Source organism: Dactylosporangium sp. NPDC050688, from assembly GCF_040654515.1.
Classification (GTDB): Bacteria; Actinomycetota; Actinomycetes; order Mycobacteriales; family Micromonosporaceae; genus Dactylosporangium.
Map to the genome: position 1 here is coordinate 69,521 of NZ_JBFAIC010000007.1, position 18,364 is coordinate 87,884.

Genomic DNA, 18,364 nt, shown 5'->3' on the forward strand with positions numbered 1-18,364 from the left:
CTCAACGCGGCCCCCGACCGGCTGCACCCGCCGGTCGGCGCCCACCGGGAGCAGTGACGGCCGGGCCGCCGCCCGCCGCCGTCCCCGCGGGCCATGACAGGATGTGGCGGACCAGGTGATCACCGAGGGAGAGCGTCGTGGCCGCACGTGTCGTCAGTCCCACCGGGCGAGGGTTCCTGCTGCTCGACGCGCACCCCACCGGGTGCTTCCGCAGCGTCACCGACATGGTCGCGCAGGTGCCGGCGCCGGCCGCGGCGGTGACGGGCGACGACCGTCCCGTCGCGCTCGTCATCGGCTCCAGCGCCGGCTACGGCCTGGCCGCCACCCTCGCCGGCCTGCGCCGGCACGGCATCCACGGCGCCGGGGTCGCGTTCGAGCGGCCGCCCGGGCGCCGCACCGCGACCGCCGGCTGGTACCGCACGATCGCCACCGACGCGGTCGCCGCCGAGGCCGGCAGCGACTTCACGTTCGTCAACGCCGACGCGTTCGCCGACACCACCAAGGACGAGGTGCTGGACCTGCTCGCCAAGCGCTTCGGCCGGGTGGACTTCCTGGTGTACAGCGTCGCCGCGCCACGCCGGACGGACCCGCGCACGGGCACGACGCACCAGTCGGTCATCAAGCCGCTCGGCGCCGCGCACACGACGAGGACGATGGAGTTCGACGGCGAGGGCACCCCGATCCTGCGCGACGTGACCGCCCAGCCCGCCGACGAGGCCGAGACCGCCGACACGGTGCGGGTGATGGGTGGCGAGGACTGGTCCCGCTGGATCGACGCGCTGCAGGAGCGCCGGCTGCTGGGCACCGGGTTCCGCACCGTCGCGCTGTCGTACATCGGATCCAGTCTGACCTCGGCGATCTACCGCGACGGCACGATCGGCGCGGCGAAGCTGCACCTGGAGCAGACCGCCCGGGAGCTCGACGAGCGGCTCACCGCGGTCGGCGGCCGGGCGCTGACCTCGGTCAATGGGGCCGCCGTCACCCAGGCGTCGACCGCGATCCCGGGCATCGCGCTGTACGTGAGCCTGCTGCGCGCCGTGCTCGGCGACGCGCTGCAGTCGCCCGTCGAGCAGTCGGTGCGGCTGTGGGACCAGCTCACCGGCGCGGCCCCGCTCGACCTCGACGAGCAGGGCCGGCTGCGGCTGGACCGGTGGGAGCTCGACCCGGGGGTGCAGGCCGCCGTCGCCGAGCGCTGGCGGGCCGTCACCCCCGGGACGATCGCCGAGGTCGCCGACGTCGACTGGTTCCGCGCGCAGTTCCGCGGCCTGTACGGCTTCGATGTGCCCGGCGTCGACTACGCGCAGCCGGTCGACCCGGACCTGGACTGGCCCGCCCAGCGCTGAGCGGCCCCGCGCTACCCGGTGGCCCGCTCCCGGGTCAGCGCGAAACAGCAGGCCAGCCCGAGGACGAGCTCCACCACCCCGCCGACGACCAGCCCGCCGGCGGGGACGCCGTCCAGCGCCACCGACAGGGCCCGGGACGCGGCGTAGGCGAGGTAGCAGACCGCGCCTGCGACCGCGGCCGCGAACGCCAGCCTGGCCACGAACGCCCCGGCGAGCAGCAGCGCGCCGACCGCCAGGACCGCGCCGCCGGCCGCCCTCGTCTCGCTGAGCAGGTTCGGGTCGTCGCCGATGCTGATCTGGTACTGCCGGCGGAAGGCGACCGGCGCGAACAGGCTCGCCGCCCCGACGGCCACGGCCACCAGCCCCGACACGACCAGCAGGATCCGGCGGATCACCGCCAGGCACCCGCGGCGGCCGCGGCGCGGCAGTAGTCGGCGAAGTCGCGCGGCTCCCGGCCGAGCGCGTCGCGGACCCCGGTGCCGAGGTGCTCGTTGCGGCCGTCGAACACCTCGGCGCACAGGTCCGCGAACAGGTCGGCCTGCGGGTGCCCGGCCAGCGCGGCGCGCAGTTCCTCGACGGCGACCGGCACATAGGTGACCGGCCGGCCCGTGGCGAGCGCGAGCTCCCCGGCCGCCTCGGCGAAGGTGAGCAGGCGCGGGCCGGTGACGTCGTACAGGCGGCCGGTGTGCCGCTCGTCGAGCAGCGCCGCCACGGCCACGTCGGCGATGTCCTCGACGTCGGCGAACGGCTCGGCGACGGTCCCGGCGGCCAGGACGACGGCGCCGTCCAGGACGCCCTGGCGCAGTTCGCCCTCGCCGAAGTTCTGCGCGAACCAGGCGGCGCGCACGAGCGTGTACCCGATCCCGGACTCCCGCACGATGTCCTCGCAGCTCTCGGCGTGGTGCTCGCCGCGGCCCGACAGCAGCACGAGCCGCCGCACGCCGGCCGCGGCGGCCGCCTTGGTGAACGCCTCGATCGCGCCGGGCGCCTCGGGCGCGGCGAGGTCGGAGTAGTAGGAGACGTAGGCGGCCTCGACGCCCTCCAGCACGGCCGGGCGCGGTCCGCGCCGCCCCGGCCGGCTGAGGCACCGCATGGGCGCGTGTGTATTTGTTCGGATGCAAATGTAGGCTCTCGCCACATGGCTGTCCGTGGACTGGCGCACGGATGGAATGTCCCGCAGGATACGGCTGCGGGACGACGTCGACGCTGGGAGGCAGCCGGACGTGCAGGGGCAGGTGCTGGGTGGCCGTTACCGGCTCGAGGAGCAGCTCGGCAGCGGTGGGATGGCCGTGGTCTGGTCCGCCACCGACGAGGTGCTGCGGCGACCCGTCGCGGTCAAGACGCTCGCGCCGCACCACGCCGCGAAGCCGGAGTCACTGCTGCGGATCCGCGCCGAGGCCAGGACCGCGGCGACGCTTTCACACCCGAACGTCGCCCAGGTCCACGACTACGGCGAGGCCGAGGAGGCCGGCCAGACGGTCCCGTACGTGGTGATGGAGCTGGTCCCGGGCCAGACGCTCGAGCAGCGCATGGCCGAGGGGCCGATCGAGCCGCGGGTCGCGTTCCGCATCTGCGCCGAGGTCGCCGCCGCCCTGACCGCCGCGCACGCCGCCGACCTCGTGCACCGCGACATCAAACCCTCCAACGTGATCGTGACCGAGACCGGCGCCAAGGTCGTCGACTTCGGCATCGCCGCGTCCGTCAGCCCCGGCAGCGACTCGTCCCTGCCGGACGAGGTGCTCGGCACCCCCTCCTACCTGGCGCCGGAGCGGCTCACCGACGACGCCGTCGAGCCCGCCTCGGACGTGTACGCGCTGGGCGTGCTGCTCTACAAGCTGCTCACCAGGCAGCTGCCGTGGCAGGTCGACAACACCGTGCAACTGCTCGTCGCACACGTGTACACCGAGCCGGCGCCGCTGCCGTCGCTGACCGACGTGCCGGACGAGGTCGTCGACCTGTGCCACCGCTGCCTGCGCAAGGACCCGGCGTTGCGCCCGGACGCACCCGAGGCGGCGGCGATCCTCGCCGCGGCCGCCGGCTTGCGCGTCGTGGCCGACCGGCGGGCGCACGCGGCGGCCGCCCCGGCCGTGGACGGCGAACCGTCGGCGGTGCTCATCCCGCCGCCCGGCGTCCGCGCCGCGTCGCCGCTCGGGCCGCCGCCCGGGCGCGGCCCGCGGCGCCCCCGGACGCTCGTGATCGCCGTCGGGGCCGCGGCCGCCCTGGTCGCCGCGGGCCTGTTCGCGGCGGCGGTCGCCGGCCCACCCGCCGGCAAGCGGGCCGCCGCCACCCCGCCCAGCGCGACGGGCGCCCCGGCCTCCCAGCAGTCGCCGGGCGCGCCGGACCCCACCGCCGCGGGCGACCCCACCACCGGCGGCGCGGGCACGGCCACGACCGACGACGCATCCCCGCTCCCCGGCCAGCCGGGCCCCGGCGCCACGACCGGCGGCGCCGGCCCGGGCCCCACCGGCACCGGCACCGACCCGGAGCCGACCGCCGGGCCGACGAGCCCCGACGAGCAGCCCGAGCCGCAGCAACGAACCCTGTCCTCCCCCGGCGGCTCCGTCCTCGCCACCTGCACCACCGACGGCGCCGCGCACCTGCTGTCGTGGGAGCCGGCCGAGACCTACACGGTGTCGAAGGTCGAGGCGGGCCCGGCGATTCGGGCGAGGATCGCCTTCAAGAACAGCGAGCACACGGTACGGATGACGGTCGGCTGCACGAAGGGCGTCCCCTCGGCGGTCACGACCACCAACTGACCAGCACACCGGGTCGTGCGGTGGGTTCAGCGGCGGCGGGAGGACCTCAGCAGGGGGCGGGCGACCCCGAGAAACAGCAGCAGCGCCAGCAGCAGCGACCCGCCGCCGACGACCGCGGCGCGGACCGCCGGGGTGCCGGGGCCCTTCGGCGCCGCCGGCGGGGCGGCGGCCGGCGGCGGTGACGGCGGCCGGAACGCGGTGGCGGTGGTGACCGGGCCGAGCGGGTCGGCGGTCACCGGTGGCACGGTCGCGGTCAGCGCGGCGTACGGGTCGACGAGCCCGTGGCCGAACGCGTCGTCGCGACCCGGGGTGCCTTTGTCGCGGGCGGTGGCCAGCAGGCGGTGCAGCACGTTGGCGGCGTCCAGCTTGGGATACTTCGACCAGATCAGTGCCAGCACGCCGGACACGATGGCCGCGGCGCCGCTGGTCCCGGAGCCGACCGCGAAACCCGAGGAGTAGCGGACCTTCGGGGCGGCCCCGATGATGTCCTCGGCCGGGGCGGCGATGTCGACGGCGGGGTCGGCGATCGAGCCGTCCCAGAGGCCGCCGGCGCGGGTGGTGCCGGAGACGGTGACGACGCCCTGGTAGCGGCCCGGCAGCGGCACGTGGTCGTCGCCCTGCGGGCGGTTGCCGCCGGCGGCCACCAGGATGGCGCCCTTGGCCCTGGCGTACGCGATGGCGTCGAGTTCGGGCTGCTTGAGCGTGTCGTCGGCCAGGGTGAACGACATGTTGATGATCTTCGCGCCACGGTCGGCCGCGTACCGGATCGGCTCGGCGAGGGTGCCGCTGGCGGCTGCGGGCTTCCGCGCGCCGATGGGGATGGCGACCGGCAGGATCCTCGCCTTCGGGGCGATGCCGAGCACGTGGTTGGGGCCGTCGCCGCCGCGGCCGGCAAGGACCGTGGCCATCTGGGTGCCGTGGCCGTCGGGGTCGTCCCAGCCCCTGTCGCTGGCGACGCCGTTGGTGCCGGTGCCGGGCAGCAGCGCGCCGGCCAGGTCGGGCTGGGCGCCGTCGACGCCGGTGTCGAGGACCGCGACGACGACACCGTCGCCCTTCGCGACCTGCTGCGCCTTCGCCATGCCGAGCGCGCCGAGCCACCACTGCTGCTCGCGGACGGTCTCGGCGTGCGCGGGCGCCGGGACCGGCAGTGCCGCGGCGCACCCGAGCACCAGGGCCGTCACGGCGGCGCGCATCCTCACGCCGCGACCGTATCGAAGCGGGGGCGCCGCCCGCCCGCCGGGTTGCGGCCCGGGGGCGCTCGCAGCGGGGCGATCGCCCCGCGGTGCCGGGGTTCAGGCGGCCAGCGTGGCCGGGGACTCCGCGCCCGGGATCAGCAGCCGTGGGGCGCCGGTGCCGTCGGCGGGGACCGCCCAGACGTCCGGGCGGCCGTCGTCCTGGCCCAGCGTGTACGCCAGGGTCGAACCGTCCAGCCAGGCCGCCTGATCGTCGACGCTCGCCGGCTCCGCGGTCCGGGTGACGCCGCCGCGGTGCGCCTCACCCACGCGGGCGTGGCGCCGCTTGCCGCCGGGGTCGCCGCCCGGCTCGCCGGGGCCGCACGGACCCCGGCCGCGGCGGCCGGCGCGCTGACCGGCCGGGAGGCGGAGATCCTGCGGCTGGTCGCGAAGGGCGCGACGAACCGCGAGATCGGCCGGGCGTTGTTCGTCAGCGAGGGCACGGTGAAGAACCACGTGTCGCGGGTGCTGAGCCGCCTGGGGCTGCGCGACCGGACCCAGGCCGCCATCTACGCCCGCGAGCACGGCCTGCTGACCGACTGACACCCACCGGCCCAGCGGCCGGCAGACCCGCCCCGCGCGCAGGACCGCGGTCACGTCACTGAGCGTGCACCACTACGGTCCGGCACCCCGTCCGCCCGGGCCAGCAGCGCCCGGCGCTCCTCGTCGCTGAAGGCGACCGCCGCGGCCTGCCGGAACAGCTCGGCGGCGCGGTCACCGTCGCCGAGCCGCTCGGTGAGGTCGGCCTCGACGGCGAGGGCGTGCGGGTAACCGTCGAGGGCACCGCCGGCGCGAGCCGCGGCGAGCAGGTCAAGGCCGCGCCGGGGCCCGGACGCGTAGCCGTGCGCGACGGCGCGGTTGAGCTCGATCACCGGCGACGGCTGCACGCCGGCGAGCCGGTCGTAGCAGGCGGCGATCGTCGCCCAGTCGGTGTCCCGCGCGGACGCGGCGGTGGCGTGGCACGCCGCGATGCGGGCCTGCAGCGCGTACGGGCCGCCGGACGGGCCGATCCGGGACAGGATCGCCGTGCCCTCGGCGACGGCGGCGTGGTCCCAGCGGGAGCGGTCCTGGCGGTCGAGGGTGAGCAGCTCCCCTGCCGCGTCGCGGCGGGCGTCGCGGCGCGAGTGCTGGAACAGGAACAGCGCCAGCAGCGCCGGCACCTCCGGCTGGTCCGGCATGAGCCGCCCGACCAGCCGGGCAAGGCGGATCGCCTCGTCGGCGAAGGCGGGCTCCCCGGCGGCGTTGTACCCCTGCGTGAACAGCAGGTACAGCACGGCCAGGACGCCGGGGAGGCGTTCGGTGAGCGCCCGGCCGGTCGGCACCCGGTACGGGATCCCGGCCGCCGCGATCTTCGCCTTGGCCCGCGTGAGGCGCCGGGTCATCGCCGTCTCCGTGACGAGGAACGCCCTGGCGATGTCGCCGGTCGGCACCGCGCAGACGGTGCGCAGCGTCAGGGCTACCCGCGCCTCGATCGGCAGCGCCGGATGGCAGCAGGTGAAGATCAGCCGCAGCCGGTCGTCCAGCGCGTCCGGCGCCTGCTCCGGCTCGGGCGACGTCAGCGTGAGCACGGCCAGCTCGTGCAGCTTGCGCCGCTCGACCGTGGCGCGGCGCAGCACGTCGACGGCGCGGTTGCGGGCGGCCGTCATCAGCCACCCGCCGGGGTTGCCGGGCACGCCGTCGCGGGGCCACCGCTCCAGCGCCGCGGCGAGGGCGTCCTGCGCGCAGTCCTCGGCGAGGTTCCAGTCCCCGGTGACCCGGATCAGGGTCGCGACGATCCTCGGGTACGCCTCGGCGGCCGCGACGGCGGCAGCCGTCGCGGCCGGATCGCTGTCAGGCGCCAAGGTCGGCGAACGGTCGCAGCTCCAGGCGGCCCCATCTGGCCATCGGGTGGGCCCGCGCGACCTCGATCGCCTCGTCGAGGTCGGCGCAGTCCAGGATGTCGTAGCCGACGATCACCTCTTTGGTCTCGGTGAACGGGCCGTCGGAGACGAGCAGCTCGCCGTTGCGGACCCGGACGGTCGTCGCCGCCGACGCCGGCGCCAGCTCGTCGCCGCGCACCCGGCGACCGGCGGCGTCGTTGTCGGCCACCCACCGGTGGATGTCCGGTTCGGGCGCCGGGTCGGTGTCCGGCTCGGTGTCGGTGCAGACGAACATCATGTACTTCATGGCGTTGCATCCTCCGTTTGACGGGATCTCACCATAGTGACGATCGCCGGCGCGCCGATCGGACACCGCCGCCGAGCCAATCTTTGATGAACGATCAACCCGTGGGCCGCAGGACTTCCCACAGTGCAGATCGGTTGCCCGGCAGTGGGTGTGAGGAAACCGTTTCGGCGGGTCCGCACGGGGCACCACTTCGGTGGGTGCCAGATCAGCGGGCACCTGACGGACCGTCTGGGATTGGGGTTCGCTATGGGACTGAGCGACAAGATCGACAACCAGGCCGAAGAGGCCAAGGGCAAGGCCAAGGAGGGCCTGGGCAAGGCCACCGACGACGAGCGGCTGGAGGCCGAGGGCAAGGTCGACCAGTCCTCGGGCAGCCTCAAGCAGGCCGGTGAGAAGGTCAAGGACGCGTTCAAGAGCTGACCGCCGCGAGCATTCGAGCGCCGGCGCCCCGCGGGGGTGCCGGCGCTCAGCCGTCCAGGGTCAGGATCGCCTCGGTGAGCAGCCGGCGGGCCAGCACCAGCCGGTCGTCGCCGGCGAGGCCCGGCAGGTCATCGACGCGGTGCGGCTCGCCGTCGAGCAGGGCGTGCACCGCCGCCGCGCACACCGCGGGCATCGTGACGGTCCGGTCCGGCGCCGTGATCGCGACCCGCTGCGGGTCCGGGGTGCTGACCCGCACCGGCAGGCCCGGTCGCAGCCTGACCCGGTCGGCGGCGGACAGCCGGGCGAGGGCGGCGGCCTGCGCGACCGGCCGCATCGGCGCCGGGCGGGCGACGGACGTGGTGGTGCGGCACCACCGGTCGGCGACGTCGTGCGGCTCGAGCGTGTCGAGCCACCCGTGCAGCGCCTTGACCGTGTCGGCGAGCACCGGGGCGATCGACGAGCCGTCGCCGAGGTCGGTGCCCATCGGCAGCCCGGCCCGCAGCGCGGGTTCCTCGACGGCGAGGTCCAGCAGCGTCTCGACGACGCTGAGCCGGGTCGGTGCGCGCAGCCCGACCGTCAGGTGCAGCGACCAGTCGTCGAGGGCGCCGGCGGCGTGCAGCCAGCCCCGCGGCAGGTACAGCGCGTCGCCGGGCGCCAGCACCTCGTCCAGCGCCGGCTCCCCGGCGGCGACGGCGGCGACCTCGTCGGCGCGGTGACCCCACGGCTGCCGCTCGACCGGGTCGGTGACCACCGGCGGGTGCACCCGCCACCGTTTGGTGCCGGCGACCTGCAGCACGAAGACGGAGTGCGTGTCGTAGTGGGTGGCGAACCCCTGGTTGCCCGGCGGCGTCAGGTACGCGTTGATCTGCACGGGCACGCCCAGCTCCCGGCCGAGCCCGCCGGCCAGGCCGACCAGCGGCGGCCACAGCCGGTGCAGTCCCTGCAGCACCAGCGTCGCGCCGCCGGCGAGCAGCTGGAAGACCCGTTCGTCGCGGACCTGGTCGCCGACCTCGGCCCCGGGACCGCCGCCGCCGGTGTACCGCGACGGCGGGATCACCGTGCCGTGCTGCGCCATCCGCACGAACGGGGTGCGCAGCGCCCGGCGGCTCAGCAGCTCGTCGACGTCGTCGAGGTCGAGCAGGTCGGTGTAGTCGTCGACGCGGCGCGACAGCAGCGGCGCGCGGTCCCAGTGCCGCTCGGCGAACTCACCGGCGGTCAGTGGGACGCATCGCCGCAGCGCCGACCGCGCGCCGCCGCTGCCGTCGGTCATTCGCTCGCGCCGCCGTCCGCGCCGCCGTCGGTGGCCCGGGCGTTGGCGCCGCCGTCGTTCGGGCCCTCGTTGGGGTCGCCGTCCGCGCCACCGTCGGCGCCGCCGTCCTCAGCCTCGATGTTCGCGCCGCCGTCGGCGGTGCCCTCGTCCATCGTCGCGCCACCGTCGGCGCCGCCGTCGTGCGCGGCGGGCACTGCGCCGCCGTCGGCGGGCCCCTCGGGGCCGGGGCCGGGCGGGGTGGTGGTGATGTCGTCGTCGTTGAGCGCCATCGCTGAACTCCTCGTGTGATCGGTTGGAGTTCCCCGGTACCCCACCGGCCACGCGGTCAACCGGATCGACGCAGCCCGGCGGTCCGGGCGGCCCGGCGGTGCGCGACCAACAGGACCCGCTCCAGGTCCGCGACAGTTTGCGGGCCGGGGTTGAGGACGCAGATCCAGCCCTGCCGGCCGTACGCGGGATGCGGCAGGAACTCGTCGAGCCCGGCGAAGTCGATGCCGTCGCGCCGCTCGTCCAGCTCCGCGGGCCCGTAGCCGAACAGGCGCCGGAACCACTCGCGGCCGGCGTGGACGTTGACCCGGAAGACGCCGGGGCGGTCCAGCCGCGAGGCCTCGTCCCAGCCGGGGGTGTCCCGGCCGACGATCGTGGCGAACGGCAGCCGCCGGTCCGGGCCGACGTAGAAGAACCTGTCGCCCCAGCTCGTCTCCGGCGCGCCCGACTCCGGCGTGGCGAGCAGCAGCTCGACGCCGGGCAGCGCCAGGATCCGCTCGGCGAGCGCCTCCGGGCCGGGACCGTCGGGGGCGGCGGGGACGTGCGTGACCGGTGCGGGATCGGCAGTCATGACCTCTACCGTATCGTTGAATCACCAGTTGAACCTTTGACCGCGACCAGCGTGGAAGGCTGCGATGAAGTCTCAAACCGGTGCGCAGGTGACCTACCGCCCGGTGGACCTGGCCCGGGAGCACGGCCTGTCCGCGCAGGCGGTCCGCAACTACGAGCGCGACGGGTTCATCCCCGCGGCGGCGCGCACCGCGAGCGGCTACCGCACCTACACGGCCGTGCACGCGCACGCGCTGCGGGCCTACGTCGCGCTGATCCCGGCGCACGGGTACGCGACGGCCGGCGACGTCATGCGCGCGGCCAATGCCGGCGACCTGGACGCGGTGCTGCGCGCCGTGGACGGCAGCCACGCGCGGCTGCAGCGCGACCGGGAGACCCTCGACGCCGTCGAGGTCGCCGTCACCACACTCGCGACCCCGGCCCCGCCTCCGCCGCAGCCTTCGGGCGGGTCACGGCCGCTGACCGTCGGCGACGTCGCGCACCGGCTGGGCGTGACGCCGGCGACGCTGCGCACGTGGGAGCGGGCCGGGATTCTCACCCCGCGCCGCGACCCGGTCAGCCACCACCGCCTGTACGACGCCGACGACGTCCGCGACGCCCAGCTGGCGCAGCTGCTCAGGCGCGGCGGCTACCTGCTGGGGCACATCGCCGAGGTCGTCGGGCACGTGCGCACGGCGGCCGGCCCCGCGCCGCTGGACGCGTCACTGCGTGCCTGGCGGCACGGGCTCGCCGTGCGGGGCCGGGCGATGCTGACCGCCGCCGGCCGGCTCGCGGACTACCTGCGCCTCCTCGACGGCGACGGGTAGGACCCGCAGGTCACGCCGTGCCGGCCCGCCGGATCCGCGGGTCAGGCCGCCGGCTCGGCGCGCGGAGTTCACGGGTCAGGCCGCCGGCTCGGCGCGCGGCATGAAGAGCCGGACCGTCACGCCCCGGGCGGTGCTGGAGATGTGCAGATCGTGGCACAGGCTGCGGACCATCCACAGGCCGCGGCCACTGACCGCGTCGGGCGGCGGGAGCTCCTGCGCCAGGTCGTCGGGCAGGCCGGGGCCGTGGTCGCTGACTTCGACGCAGACCCCGTCGTCGGTCTGCTCGATGAGGATCCGGCCGCTGCCGCCGCCGTGGCGGACCGCGTTGGCGGCCAGCTCGCTGACCGCGATCACGAGACAGTGGACGTTGGCTGCGGAAACCCCGGCGACGTGCGCGGCCTGCTCGACGAGATCCCTGATGCGGCGCAGGCCGTCGGCGGTGAACTCGCTGGACACGGAGCGTATGCGGTCACGTACCATCCGTCACCGCGCCCCTAAGTCTTGCCCGTGTCCTGCCATGCCGGCCCCCGTCGGCACTGTACCCACGGCACGCCCCGGCCAACCGTGGCGACCGGGCCGCGGGCGGTACCATCGGCGCGGACAAGATCCGAACCGGTCGCGAGGGAGGCTGCATGGCGGCGTCGTACACCACCGGCGGCCCCGGACCGGACGGCACCGCGCGCCTCGAGGTCGCCGGCGACCTCGACCTGACGACCCGCTCCGCGCTGGTCGGGCACGTCGACCGGCTGCTGGACGACGCCGCGGTGCGGGGCATCGTCATCGACGTGTCGGCGGTCGGATTCATCGACTCCAGCTGCATCGGTGCCCTTGTCGGCTGCAAGCTCAACGCCGAGAAGACCGGCCGCACCCTGCGCGTGCAGGGCGCCTGGGGTCAGGTCGACGAGGTGTTCGAGATGACCGGCGTCACTGCGATCCTGTCCGGGCCGCCCTCACCCTGACGCGTGGCGGGCGGCCCCTTTGGGTAACGGCGGTGAATGCCCGACGCCGAGCAGCGCCCCGCACCGCTGATCCGCCCGCCCCGCTTGCTGACCGACGTGGACCGCGCCGCGACCCGGCTGGAGCTGTTCTTCGACCTCGCCTACGTGCTGGTCATCGCCGAGCTCGCGGCGCGGCTGGCGAAGGACCTGACGGCCGAGGGCGTCGCGGCGTTCGCCGGGCTGTTCACGGTCGCCTGGTGGTCGTGGGTGACCACGACGCTGTATGCGAACCGCTTCGACACCAACGACGTGCTGTACCGGCTGGGTAAGCTCGCCGCGGCCGCCGCCGTGCTCGGCATGGCCGCCAGCGCCCCGGGCGCGACCCGCGGCACGGCCGCCGCGTTCACGCTGAGCTACCTGGCGACCCGGGTCGTGCTCTTCCTGCTGTACGCCCGCGCCTACCGCCACGTCCGGCAGGCCCGCGCGACGATCGGCATCTACCTGGCCGGCACCGGCGCCGGCGCGGTGTGCTGGCTGGCGTCACTGGCGGTGCCGGCGCCGTGGAAGTTCACATTGTGGGGCTGCGGCATCCTCGTCGAGGCACTCGCCCCGCCGGCCGCCACGAGGTTCGGCGGCAACGTGCCGCTGCACCTGGAGCACCTGCCGGAGCGCTTCGGGCTGTTCGTGATCCTCGTCCTCGGCGAGTCCGTCGCCTCGGTCGTGCTCGGCGTGCACGACACGCACTGGGAGACCGGGCCGGTGCTCGTCGCGGCGGTGTCCTTCGTCGCGGTCGCGGCGCTCTGGTGGAACTACTTCGACCTGGGCGGCGCCGCCGGCAAGCAGCACCTCGTGCAGACCGACGCGGACGACAAGCACGACGCCACCGACGGCTACGTCTACGCGCACCTGCCGCTCACGCTGGGCCTGGCCGCCGGCGCGGTCGGCGTCGAGCAGCTGATCCTGCACCCGGACGGCGACGTGTCCACGCTCGGGCGGTGGCTACTGCCGGTCGGCGCGGCCCTGTTCCTGCTCGGCACCGCCGCGGTCATCGCCGGCACGGCCCGCACCTGGCGGGCGGCGTGGCCGTGGCCGCTGGCGGCGGTGCCGTTCGTGGTGGCCGCGGGCGCCCCGACCGCGTGGCCGCCGGCGGCGACGGCCGGGCTGGTCGCCGCGGCCCTGCTGGCCGTGGTCCTCGCCGGCATCCGGGCCCAGCACCGTGGCGCCCTGCGCACCACCGAGACCTGACCCGTCCGGCCGGCCGACGCTTAGGCGGACACCTGCAGCGTGACCGGGCGCAGCATGTCGCGCACCGCGAGGGACGCGCCCGGCACCCCCGGCCTGACCAGGCTCTCGGCGCTCACCACCGCCTGCGCCGCGCGGGCGGCGTCGCCGAGGGCGCACAGCTCGCCGGTGGCGACGGCGGCCCGCAGGCGCGGGAACTCCTCGCGCCGCTCGTGCCGCATGTGGGCGAGCAGCATGCCGTGCAGCACGCCCAGGCCGTCGGCGGCGCCGAGACCGGCGGCGGCGTCGGCGCGGGCCTCGTCGTCGAGGGCGTCGCTGATGCGGCGTTCCTCGTCGAGCAGGTGCTCCGCGAGGTGCTCCGCCGGCTCGAGGTGCCGGGTGATCGGGTGGACGATCTCCTCCTCGATGCTCTCGTGGACCGCGATCAGCCACGCGAGCTCGCCGAACCGGGTGTGCCGGTCCTCCCCCGCCGCGGCGAGGGTCCACCGGAACTGCCGCTCGATGCGCAGCTGCTGCTCGCCGAGCAGGACCGTCAGGTCGGCCTGCGGCCACTCGACACGCCACCGCGGGTGCACCATGGCCCCTCCTCAGGACGAGAAGGCTGGTAACTACCCCGCTTCGGCGCCGTTACACCTCATCGTCCCCCCGGCCGGGGCGCCCGCGGGGCAGGATGGGCACATGTCCGGGGATCCGCACCAGGCGCTGCGGCGCGCCCGCGAGGACGCCGTGGCGCAGATCGCCGCGCTGCACCGCGACCTGGACGGCGTCATCGACGCGTCCCGGTCCTCCAACGCCGACGACGAGCACGACCCGGAGGGCGCCACGATCGCGTTCGAGCGGGCGCAGGTCGCCGCGCTGCTGGACGGCGCTCGGCGGCGCCTCGCCGAGCTGGACGCCGCCCTGGAGCGGGTGGAGGCGGGCACGTTCGGCCGGTGCGAGGTGTGCGGCCGGCAGATCCCGGCGGAGCGCCTCGAGGTCAGGCCGGCGGCCAGGACCTGTGTCGGGTGCGCCACCCATTGACTTTCAGTTAAGTTTCTTTATCGTTGTGCCTCAATATACCTCGTCCTGGAGGCATTGATGGCGCTCCGACTCCGGCTGGTCCTGGCCGCCGCGACACTGCTTGCGGCCGGCGGGACCGCCGTCATCACCAGCACCACCGCCGCCGCGGCCGGCTCGCTGACCGCGACCCTCACGTACGACTCCGACTGGGGCTCCGGCTACCAGGCGAAGTACACGATCGCCAACGGCACCGCGTCGACCGTCACCGCGTGGAAGGTCGAGTTCGACCTGGCCGCCGGCTCGACGCTCGGCAGCTACTGGGACACCCTGGCCGGCCAGTCCGGCACGCACGTCACCGCGACGAACCGCACCTACAACGGCACCCTCGCGCCGGGCGCGTCCACCAGCTTCGGCTTCCTGGTCTCCGGCTCCGGCAAACCGACCGGCTGCAAGCTCAACGGCGCCAGCTGCGCCGGCGTCGCCGACACCCAGGCGCCGACCGCCCCGGCGAGCCTGCGCAGCACCGGCGCTACCTCGTCCAGCGTCAGCCTGGCCTGGAACGCCGCCACCGACAACGTCGGCGTCACCGCGTACGACATCTACCGCGGCGGCACCCTCGCCACCACCGTCACCGGCACCAGCGGCACCGTCGGCGGGCTCTCGGCGTCGACCGCCTACACGTTCACGGTCAAGGCCCGCGACGCGGCGGGCAACACCTCCGCGGCGAGCAACGCGGTCAGCGTCAGCACCACCGCCGGCGGCGGCGGTGGCGGCACCCCACTGCCGGTCGCACCATACGTCGACATGGGCGCCTGGCCGACACCGTCCCTGGTCGACATGGCGACCGCGGGCAACCTGAAGAACTTCACCCTCGCGTTCATCAACAGCGCCGGTTGCAAGGCGTCCTGGTTCAACGCGTACGACCCGAGAGCCGCCTGGGCGAAGGACCAGATCGACGCGATCCGCGCCCGCGGCGGCGACGTGAAGATCTCCTTCGGCGGCGCGAGCGGCATCGAGCTCGCCCAGGCCTGCTCAACCCCGGCCGCGGTGGCGGCGGAGTACCAGGCCGTCGTCGACGCGTACCAGCTCAACTACATCGACCTGGACATCGAGGGCGCGGCGGTGGCCGACCCGACCACCGTGACGCGCCGCTCACAGGCCCTCGCGCTGCTGCAGGCGGCGCGGCCCAACCTGAAGATCTCCCTGACGCTGCCGGTGCTGCCGGAGGGCCTCACCGCCGACGGCGTCGCCGTGGTCCGCTCGGCCCGCGACGCCGGGGTCAACCTCGACCTCGTCAACGTCATGGCGATGGACTACCAGCGCTCAAGCGGTGACTACGGCAACTTCGCCGTGCAGGCCGCGCAGTCGACGTTCGCCCAGCTCAAGACCCTGTACCCGGCCAAGACCGACGCTCAGGTGTGGCGGATGGTCGGCGTGACGCCGATGCTGGGCAAGAACGACGACGGCGGCACCTACGACCAGGCCGACGCCCGCCAGCTGGTCGCGTTCGCCCAGGCCAACCACCTCGGCATGCTGTCGTTCTGGGAGACCACCCGCGACCGCAACGCCTGCACCGGCGCGCTCTACATGTGCACCAACATCCCGCAGCAGCCCTACGAGTTCAGCCGCATCTTCGCCGCGTACACCGGCTGACCGGACCTCGGCGGCGCCCTGCCGCGGCCCCCGTCAGGTGCTGAACGGGGTCTGCGGCGGGGCGGAGCGGCGGCGGCGGTCGTCGGTGTCGGTCTTGGCGACGGTGTCCGCGGCCGGGTGGGAGAACACCGCGGGCGCGACCGCGGTCCGCGCCGGCGCCTCCTCCTGCGCGGGCTCGGCGTCCACCGGCTGCGGCGCCTTGAACGTGTCGGCGGCGGGCTTCGCCGCGGCCTTGAACGCGCCAGGCGTCTCCGGGACCTGCGCGCTGAACGCGTTGCGGGACGCGCCGCGCAGCTGCGCCCCGGCGGCGTCGGGGGCCGGCTTGGCCGCGGCAGGTTTGCACGCGGCCGCGGCGTCCTCGGCCGACATCGCACCGGTGCAGACCGCCCGCCACAGGGTCGTGGTGGTGCCGGCCACGGTGACGACGTGCCGCTCGAGGGACTGCGGGGTGGCGCCGGTCGCGGCGAGGACCGCGGCGGCGGCCGGGCGCAGGTCGGTCCACGGGCCCACCGTGGCGGCCGTGAAGCCGTGCGCCGCCCACTGCGCGGCCAGGTGGCTGATGCGCTCCGCGACCTGCGCGGGCACGACGTCGCGGCCGCTCGGCCGCTCGCCCAGCAGGGCTCTGGCCAGCTCGGTCAGCTCGGTGATCGGCACCCATCGCGTCGCCGCGTCGCCCCCGCTCACGTCGGTGGTCGGGGATTTTGCCACTCGGGTGGCACGGCGGCCAGCGGTCGGTTCCATCCTGCAATGATCCCCCATCGCGTAATCGGGCGGCTACGCGCACCCCGCCGCCCGGGGTGTTCAGGCCCGGGACCGGGCGGACGGCGTCAGTGCGTGGCGCAGCAGCGGGCGGTAGACGCGGACCGAGTCCTTCAGCGAGCCGAAGTGCGACGAGCCGTTGTCGCCGAGGTACGTGGTGGCGATGACTGTCTGCTCGATCGGCACGCCGGAGCGGGCGGCGTGCAGCAGGACGTTCATCTCGTACTCGAAGCGCTCGCCGGGCACCCGGCAGAGCCAGTCCAGCAGGCCGGCGGGGTACCCGCGCAGGCCGGTCTGCGTGTCCACGACCGGGCAGCCGGTCGCGGCGCGGAACAGCAACCGGGTCACGGCATTGCCGAACCGGCTGCGCAGCGGCACCCGGCCCTCGAAGCGGCGCACGCCGAGCACCATCCTGCCGCTGACCGCGACGTGCTCCGCGACGCGCAGGATGTCCTCGACGCGGTGCTGCCCGTCGGGGTCGGCGCAGATCACGGCCCGGCCGGGGTACTCGGCGGCGATGTGCCGCAACCCGGTCTTCAACGCCGCGCCCTTGCCCCGGTTGGCGTCGTGGCGCAGCACGGTGCAGCCGAGGTCCTCCACGTCGCGGAGCACCCGCGCCGATGCCGGGCCGCTGCCGTCGTCGACCACCACGAGGTGGGCGCCGGGCACGGCGTCACGCAGTGACGTGACAGTCGTGACGAGTCCGTGGCCCGGTTCGTACACCGGCAGCAGCATGATCATCGGAGATCCTCACTCGATGCGGTCGAGTGCGTGTTACCCCGTGGCGCGCCGGCGCAATGACGCGACCATCGCCCGCTCGCGGCGCAGCAGGCGGGCGGGGTCGGTGACGCCGAGGAACCACAGCCGCGACGCCAGGTGCAGCGCCCGCTCCCGGCGTGCCGCGGGTTCGCCGCCGGCGGCCGGCACGTCCAGCAGCGCCGCGCCGCGCAGCCCCAGCACCTTGCGGGCCAGGAACCGGATCCGCGGCAGGTGCCACGCGTGCGACACCAGCCCCAGCGGGTGCCCCGGCCCGAACGCGTGCCCGGCGAGCAGCCCGTCCTCGACGGTGTGCAGCAGGTTCTCCAGGGTGCTGCGGGAGCGGCACTCGATCTTCAGCTCCGCGTGTGCGGACAACCCGGCGGCCAAGGCCTCGGCGAGCATCAGGTCGGCCTCCCGGTGCCCCTCCGGCGGTCGCGGCGCCCCCTGCGACGCCTCGGCCCAGCCGCCACTGAACACGACCAGCGGCGCCGCGGCGACGGCGAACGCGTCCCGGTGCGCGTGCACGTAGTCGATCGCGGCGCTCACCCTCGCGGCGCCGGCCGGGGTGAGCGCGTGCCGCCCGCCGGCGGTCGTGACCCCTCGCCCGAACACCAGCAGCACGGTGGCGACCGGTGCCGTCATGATCCCCACCGTACCCACGGCAAAACGCGCACGACGCGCCCGGCGCCGCGTGCTTGACTGCCCCGGTGACGCCGACGATCCCGCCGCTGCCGGAGCACGACCTCGCCGCGTTCGTCGCGGACCGGCTGCCGCGGCTCGCCGGCCTGTCGCACGAGGCGTTCGTGGTCGCCCTGGAGCTGCGCGGCGACCCGGCGGCGGTCGGCCCGCTGCGCGACCGGGCGGCGGCCGCGCCGCCGGGGGCGCTGTTCGGGCTGCACCACGCCCTCGTCCGGCTGACCGGCCACGACCCGGTGCTGCCGCTGGACCGCGACGCCTGGCCGGACGCGGTGCGGCGGGCGTGGTGCGGCGGGCGTGGGCGGCCTGGGCGCCCGGCTCCGCGGCCCGTCCCCGGGTCGAGCGGGTGGAGCTGCCGCGCCCCGGTGAGGCCCGGCTGGTGGTCGCCGACGGCCGGGGCGTCATCGGCGTCGACTATGACCCGCCGCCGCCCGGCTCGACCTGGCCGCGGTGGGACACGTCGCTGCTGGTCGGTGGTTCGCGGCTGT

The 18,364-nt window shown here is 75.4% G+C and carries 23 protein-coding genes; 9 read left to right on the forward strand and 14 right to left on the reverse strand.

Going from position 1 to position 18,364, the window contains the following annotated elements:
- Window positions 1-137: 137 nt before the first annotated feature.
- Window positions 138-1,343 (forward strand): enoyl-[acyl-carrier-protein] reductase FabV, encoded by a 1,206-nt coding sequence (fabV, locus tag AB0H83_RS09345; protein WP_360089524.1) that lies wholly within the window; start codon window positions 138-140, stop codon window positions 1,341-1,343.
- An 11-nt stretch (window positions 1,344-1,354) separates the two neighbouring features.
- On the opposite strand, the gene AB0H83_RS09350 is transcribed toward fabV, so the two are convergent.
- On the reverse strand, window positions 1,355-1,738 hold the full coding sequence (locus AB0H83_RS09350) for a DUF4345 domain-containing protein (protein ID WP_360089527.1): 384 nt from the start codon (window positions 1,736-1,738) through the stop codon (window positions 1,355-1,357).
- Window positions 1,735-2,436, reverse strand: a complete 702-nt coding sequence (locus AB0H83_RS09355) for an NmrA family NAD(P)-binding protein (protein WP_360089530.1) — start codon at window positions 2,434-2,436, stop codon at window positions 1,735-1,737. The genes AB0H83_RS09350 and AB0H83_RS09355 overlap by 4 nt, the downstream gene beginning before the upstream one ends.
- Before the next feature lie 130 nt (window positions 2,437-2,566).
- On the opposite strand from AB0H83_RS09355, the gene AB0H83_RS09360 reads away from it, so the two are divergent.
- Entirely contained in the window at window positions 2,567-4,099 is a 1,533-nt protein-coding gene (locus AB0H83_RS09360; RefSeq protein ID WP_360089533.1) for a serine/threonine-protein kinase, read from the forward strand.
- A 26-nt stretch (window positions 4,100-4,125) separates the two neighbouring features.
- Here AB0H83_RS09360 and AB0H83_RS09365 read toward each other — a convergent pair whose 3' ends face one another.
- Together AB0H83_RS09365 and AB0H83_RS09370 are read right to left on the reverse strand one after the other, a co-directional pair.
- Window positions 4,126-5,292, reverse strand: coding sequence for a S8 family serine peptidase (locus tag AB0H83_RS09365; RefSeq protein ID WP_360089975.1), 1,167 nt, complete (start codon window positions 5,290-5,292; stop codon window positions 4,126-4,128).
- A 99-nt stretch (window positions 5,293-5,391) separates the two neighbouring features.
- On the reverse strand, window positions 5,392-5,601 hold the full coding sequence (locus AB0H83_RS09370) for a hypothetical protein (protein WP_360089536.1): 210 nt from the start codon (window positions 5,599-5,601) through the stop codon (window positions 5,392-5,394).
- A gap of 6 nt (window positions 5,602-5,607) precedes the next feature.
- Here AB0H83_RS09370 and AB0H83_RS09375 point away from each other — a divergent pair, with 6 nt between their 5' ends.
- On the forward strand, window positions 5,608-5,874 hold the full coding sequence (locus tag AB0H83_RS09375) for a response regulator transcription factor (protein ID WP_360089539.1): 267 nt from the start codon (window positions 5,608-5,610) through the stop codon (window positions 5,872-5,874).
- Window positions 5,875-5,924: 50 nt separating this feature from the next.
- Here AB0H83_RS09375 and AB0H83_RS09380 read toward each other — a convergent pair whose 3' ends face one another.
- Window positions 5,925-7,172 carry a DUF6596 domain-containing protein gene (locus tag AB0H83_RS09380; protein WP_360089542.1) on the reverse strand — a complete coding sequence of 416 codons (1,248 nt, stop codon included), beginning with the start codon at window positions 7,170-7,172 and terminating at the stop codon, window positions 5,925-5,927.
- Window positions 7,162-7,497, reverse strand: coding sequence for a YciI family protein (locus AB0H83_RS09385; protein ID WP_360089545.1), 336 nt, complete (start codon window positions 7,495-7,497; stop codon window positions 7,162-7,164). The genes AB0H83_RS09380 and AB0H83_RS09385 overlap by 11 nt, the downstream gene beginning before the upstream one ends.
- 246 nt (window positions 7,498-7,743) lie before the next feature.
- Here AB0H83_RS09385 and AB0H83_RS09390 point away from each other — a divergent pair, with 246 nt between their 5' ends.
- On the forward strand, window positions 7,744-7,917 hold the full coding sequence (locus AB0H83_RS09390; RefSeq protein WP_360089548.1) for a CsbD family protein: 174 nt from the start codon (window positions 7,744-7,746) through the stop codon (window positions 7,915-7,917).
- Window positions 7,918-7,963: 46 nt separating this feature from the next.
- Here the strand turns inward: AB0H83_RS09390 and AB0H83_RS09395 are convergent, their stop codons facing one another.
- Genes AB0H83_RS09395 through AB0H83_RS09405 form a run of 3 tightly spaced genes read right to left on the reverse strand, consistent with a single transcriptional unit; the run spans window position 7,964 to window position 10,025 of the window.
- The gene (locus AB0H83_RS09395) at window positions 7,964-9,187 is read right to left on the reverse strand and encodes a cupin domain-containing protein (protein ID WP_360089551.1); all 1,224 of its coding nucleotides are present in this window, start codon (window positions 9,185-9,187) and stop codon (window positions 7,964-7,966) included.
- On the reverse strand, window positions 9,184-9,456 hold the full coding sequence (locus AB0H83_RS09400) for a BatC protein (RefSeq protein WP_360089554.1): 273 nt from the start codon (window positions 9,454-9,456) through the stop codon (window positions 9,184-9,186). The genes AB0H83_RS09395 and AB0H83_RS09400 overlap by 4 nt, the downstream gene beginning before the upstream one ends.
- 56 nt (window positions 9,457-9,512) lie before the next feature.
- Window positions 9,513-10,025 (reverse strand): DUF6194 family protein, encoded by a 513-nt coding sequence (locus AB0H83_RS09405; RefSeq protein WP_360089557.1) that lies wholly within the window; start codon window positions 10,023-10,025, stop codon window positions 9,513-9,515.
- A 64-nt stretch (window positions 10,026-10,089) separates the two neighbouring features.
- Here AB0H83_RS09405 and AB0H83_RS09410 point away from each other — a divergent pair, with 64 nt between their 5' ends.
- Window positions 10,090-10,830, forward strand: a complete 741-nt coding sequence (locus tag AB0H83_RS09410) for a MerR family transcriptional regulator (RefSeq protein ID WP_360089560.1) — start codon at window positions 10,090-10,092, stop codon at window positions 10,828-10,830.
- Window positions 10,831-10,905: 75 nt separating this feature from the next.
- Here the strand turns inward: AB0H83_RS09410 and AB0H83_RS09415 are convergent, their stop codons facing one another.
- Window positions 10,906-11,286, reverse strand: coding sequence for an ATP-binding protein (locus tag AB0H83_RS09415; RefSeq protein ID WP_360089563.1), 381 nt, complete (start codon window positions 11,284-11,286; stop codon window positions 10,906-10,908).
- A 176-nt stretch (window positions 11,287-11,462) separates the two neighbouring features.
- Between AB0H83_RS09415 and AB0H83_RS09420 the strand changes: the two genes are divergently transcribed.
- Both AB0H83_RS09420 and AB0H83_RS09425 read left to right on the forward strand, forming a co-directional pair.
- Entirely contained in the window at window positions 11,463-11,789 is a 327-nt protein-coding gene (locus AB0H83_RS09420) for an STAS domain-containing protein (RefSeq protein ID WP_360089566.1), read from the forward strand.
- Between the two features lie 36 nt (window positions 11,790-11,825).
- A complete protein-coding gene (locus tag AB0H83_RS09425) occupies window positions 11,826-13,013 on the forward strand; it encodes a low temperature requirement protein A (RefSeq protein WP_360089569.1) in 1,188 nt (395 codons plus the stop codon).
- A gap of 20 nt (window positions 13,014-13,033) precedes the next feature.
- On the opposite strand, the gene AB0H83_RS09430 is transcribed toward AB0H83_RS09425, so the two are convergent.
- Window positions 13,034-13,588, reverse strand: coding sequence for a hypothetical protein (locus tag AB0H83_RS09430; RefSeq protein ID WP_360089572.1), 555 nt, complete (start codon window positions 13,586-13,588; stop codon window positions 13,034-13,036).
- 100 nt (window positions 13,589-13,688) lie between these two features.
- Between AB0H83_RS09430 and AB0H83_RS09435 the strand changes: the two genes are divergently transcribed.
- The gene (locus tag AB0H83_RS09435) at window positions 13,689-14,030 is read left to right on the forward strand and encodes a TraR/DksA C4-type zinc finger protein (RefSeq protein ID WP_360089575.1); all 342 of its coding nucleotides are present in this window, start codon (window positions 13,689-13,691) and stop codon (window positions 14,028-14,030) included.
- 57 nt (window positions 14,031-14,087) lie between these two features.
- A complete protein-coding gene (locus tag AB0H83_RS09440) occupies window positions 14,088-15,662 on the forward strand; it encodes a cellulose binding domain-containing protein (RefSeq protein WP_360089578.1) in 1,575 nt (524 codons plus the stop codon).
- Between the two features lie 33 nt (window positions 15,663-15,695).
- Here AB0H83_RS09440 and AB0H83_RS09445 read toward each other — a convergent pair whose 3' ends face one another.
- From AB0H83_RS09445 to AB0H83_RS09455, 3 genes are read right to left on the reverse strand one after another with little or no spacing between them, the layout of a single operon-like run.
- Complete coding sequence (locus AB0H83_RS09445; RefSeq protein ID WP_360089581.1) at window positions 15,696-16,403, reverse strand: hypothetical protein; 708 nt, start codon at window positions 16,401-16,403, stop codon at window positions 15,696-15,698.
- A gap of 60 nt (window positions 16,404-16,463) precedes the next feature.
- The gene (locus AB0H83_RS09450; protein ID WP_360089584.1) at window positions 16,464-17,162 is read right to left on the reverse strand and encodes a glycosyltransferase family 2 protein; all 699 of its coding nucleotides are present in this window, start codon (window positions 17,160-17,162) and stop codon (window positions 16,464-16,466) included.
- 33 nt (window positions 17,163-17,195) lie between these two features.
- Window positions 17,196-17,822 carry a YdcF family protein gene (locus AB0H83_RS09455; protein ID WP_360089587.1) on the reverse strand — a complete coding sequence of 209 codons (627 nt, stop codon included), beginning with the start codon at window positions 17,820-17,822 and terminating at the stop codon, window positions 17,196-17,198.
- Window positions 17,823-18,364: the final 542 nt, after the last annotated feature.

What these genes read in the sequence shown, in the direction of transcription:
- AB0H83_RS09365 (WP_360089975.1), bottom strand. Translation starts at nt 5,292, where the DNA reads ATGCGCGCCGCCGTGACGGCCCTGGTGCTCGGGTGCGCCGCGGCACTG.
- AB0H83_RS09435 (WP_360089575.1), top strand. Translation starts at nt 13,689, where the DNA reads ATGTCCGGGGATCCGCACCAGGCGCTGCGGCGCGCCCGCGAGGACGCC.
- AB0H83_RS09455 (WP_360089587.1), bottom strand. Translation starts at nt 17,822, where the DNA reads ATGACGGCACCGGTCGCCACCGTGCTGCTGGTGTTCGGGCGAGGGGTC.
- AB0H83_RS09355 (WP_360089530.1), bottom strand. Translation starts at nt 2,436, where the DNA reads ATGCGGTGCCTCAGCCGGCCGGGGCGGCGCGGACCGCGCCCGGCCGTG.
- AB0H83_RS09395 (WP_360089551.1), bottom strand. Translation starts at nt 9,187, where the DNA reads ATGACCGACGGCAGCGGCGGCGCGCGGTCGGCGCTGCGGCGATGCGTC.
- AB0H83_RS09440 (WP_360089578.1), top strand. Translation starts at nt 14,088, where the DNA reads ATGGCGCTCCGACTCCGGCTGGTCCTGGCCGCCGCGACACTGCTTGCG.
- AB0H83_RS09430 (WP_360089572.1), bottom strand. Translation starts at nt 13,588, where the DNA reads ATGGTGCACCCGCGGTGGCGTGTCGAGTGGCCGCAGGCCGACCTGACG.
- AB0H83_RS09400 (WP_360089554.1), bottom strand. Translation starts at nt 9,456, where the DNA reads ATGGCGCTCAACGACGACGACATCACCACCACCCCGCCCGGCCCCGGC.
- AB0H83_RS09420 (WP_360089566.1), top strand. Translation starts at nt 11,463, where the DNA reads ATGGCGGCGTCGTACACCACCGGCGGCCCCGGACCGGACGGCACCGCG.
- AB0H83_RS09405 (WP_360089557.1), bottom strand. Translation starts at nt 10,025, where the DNA reads ATGACTGCCGATCCCGCACCGGTCACGCACGTCCCCGCCGCCCCCGAC.
- AB0H83_RS09410 (WP_360089560.1), top strand. Translation starts at nt 10,090, where the DNA reads ATGAAGTCTCAAACCGGTGCGCAGGTGACCTACCGCCCGGTGGACCTG.
- AB0H83_RS09445 (WP_360089581.1), bottom strand. Translation starts at nt 16,403, where the DNA reads ATGGAACCGACCGCTGGCCGCCGTGCCACCCGAGTGGCAAAATCCCCG.
- AB0H83_RS09385 (WP_360089545.1), bottom strand. Translation starts at nt 7,497, where the DNA reads ATGAAGTACATGATGTTCGTCTGCACCGACACCGAGCCGGACACCGAC.
- AB0H83_RS09425 (WP_360089569.1), top strand. Translation starts at nt 11,826, where the DNA reads ATGCCCGACGCCGAGCAGCGCCCCGCACCGCTGATCCGCCCGCCCCGC.
- AB0H83_RS09450 (WP_360089584.1), bottom strand. Translation starts at nt 17,162, where the DNA reads ATGATCATGCTGCTGCCGGTGTACGAACCGGGCCACGGACTCGTCACG.
- AB0H83_RS09390 (WP_360089548.1), top strand. Translation starts at nt 7,744, where the DNA reads ATGGGACTGAGCGACAAGATCGACAACCAGGCCGAAGAGGCCAAGGGC.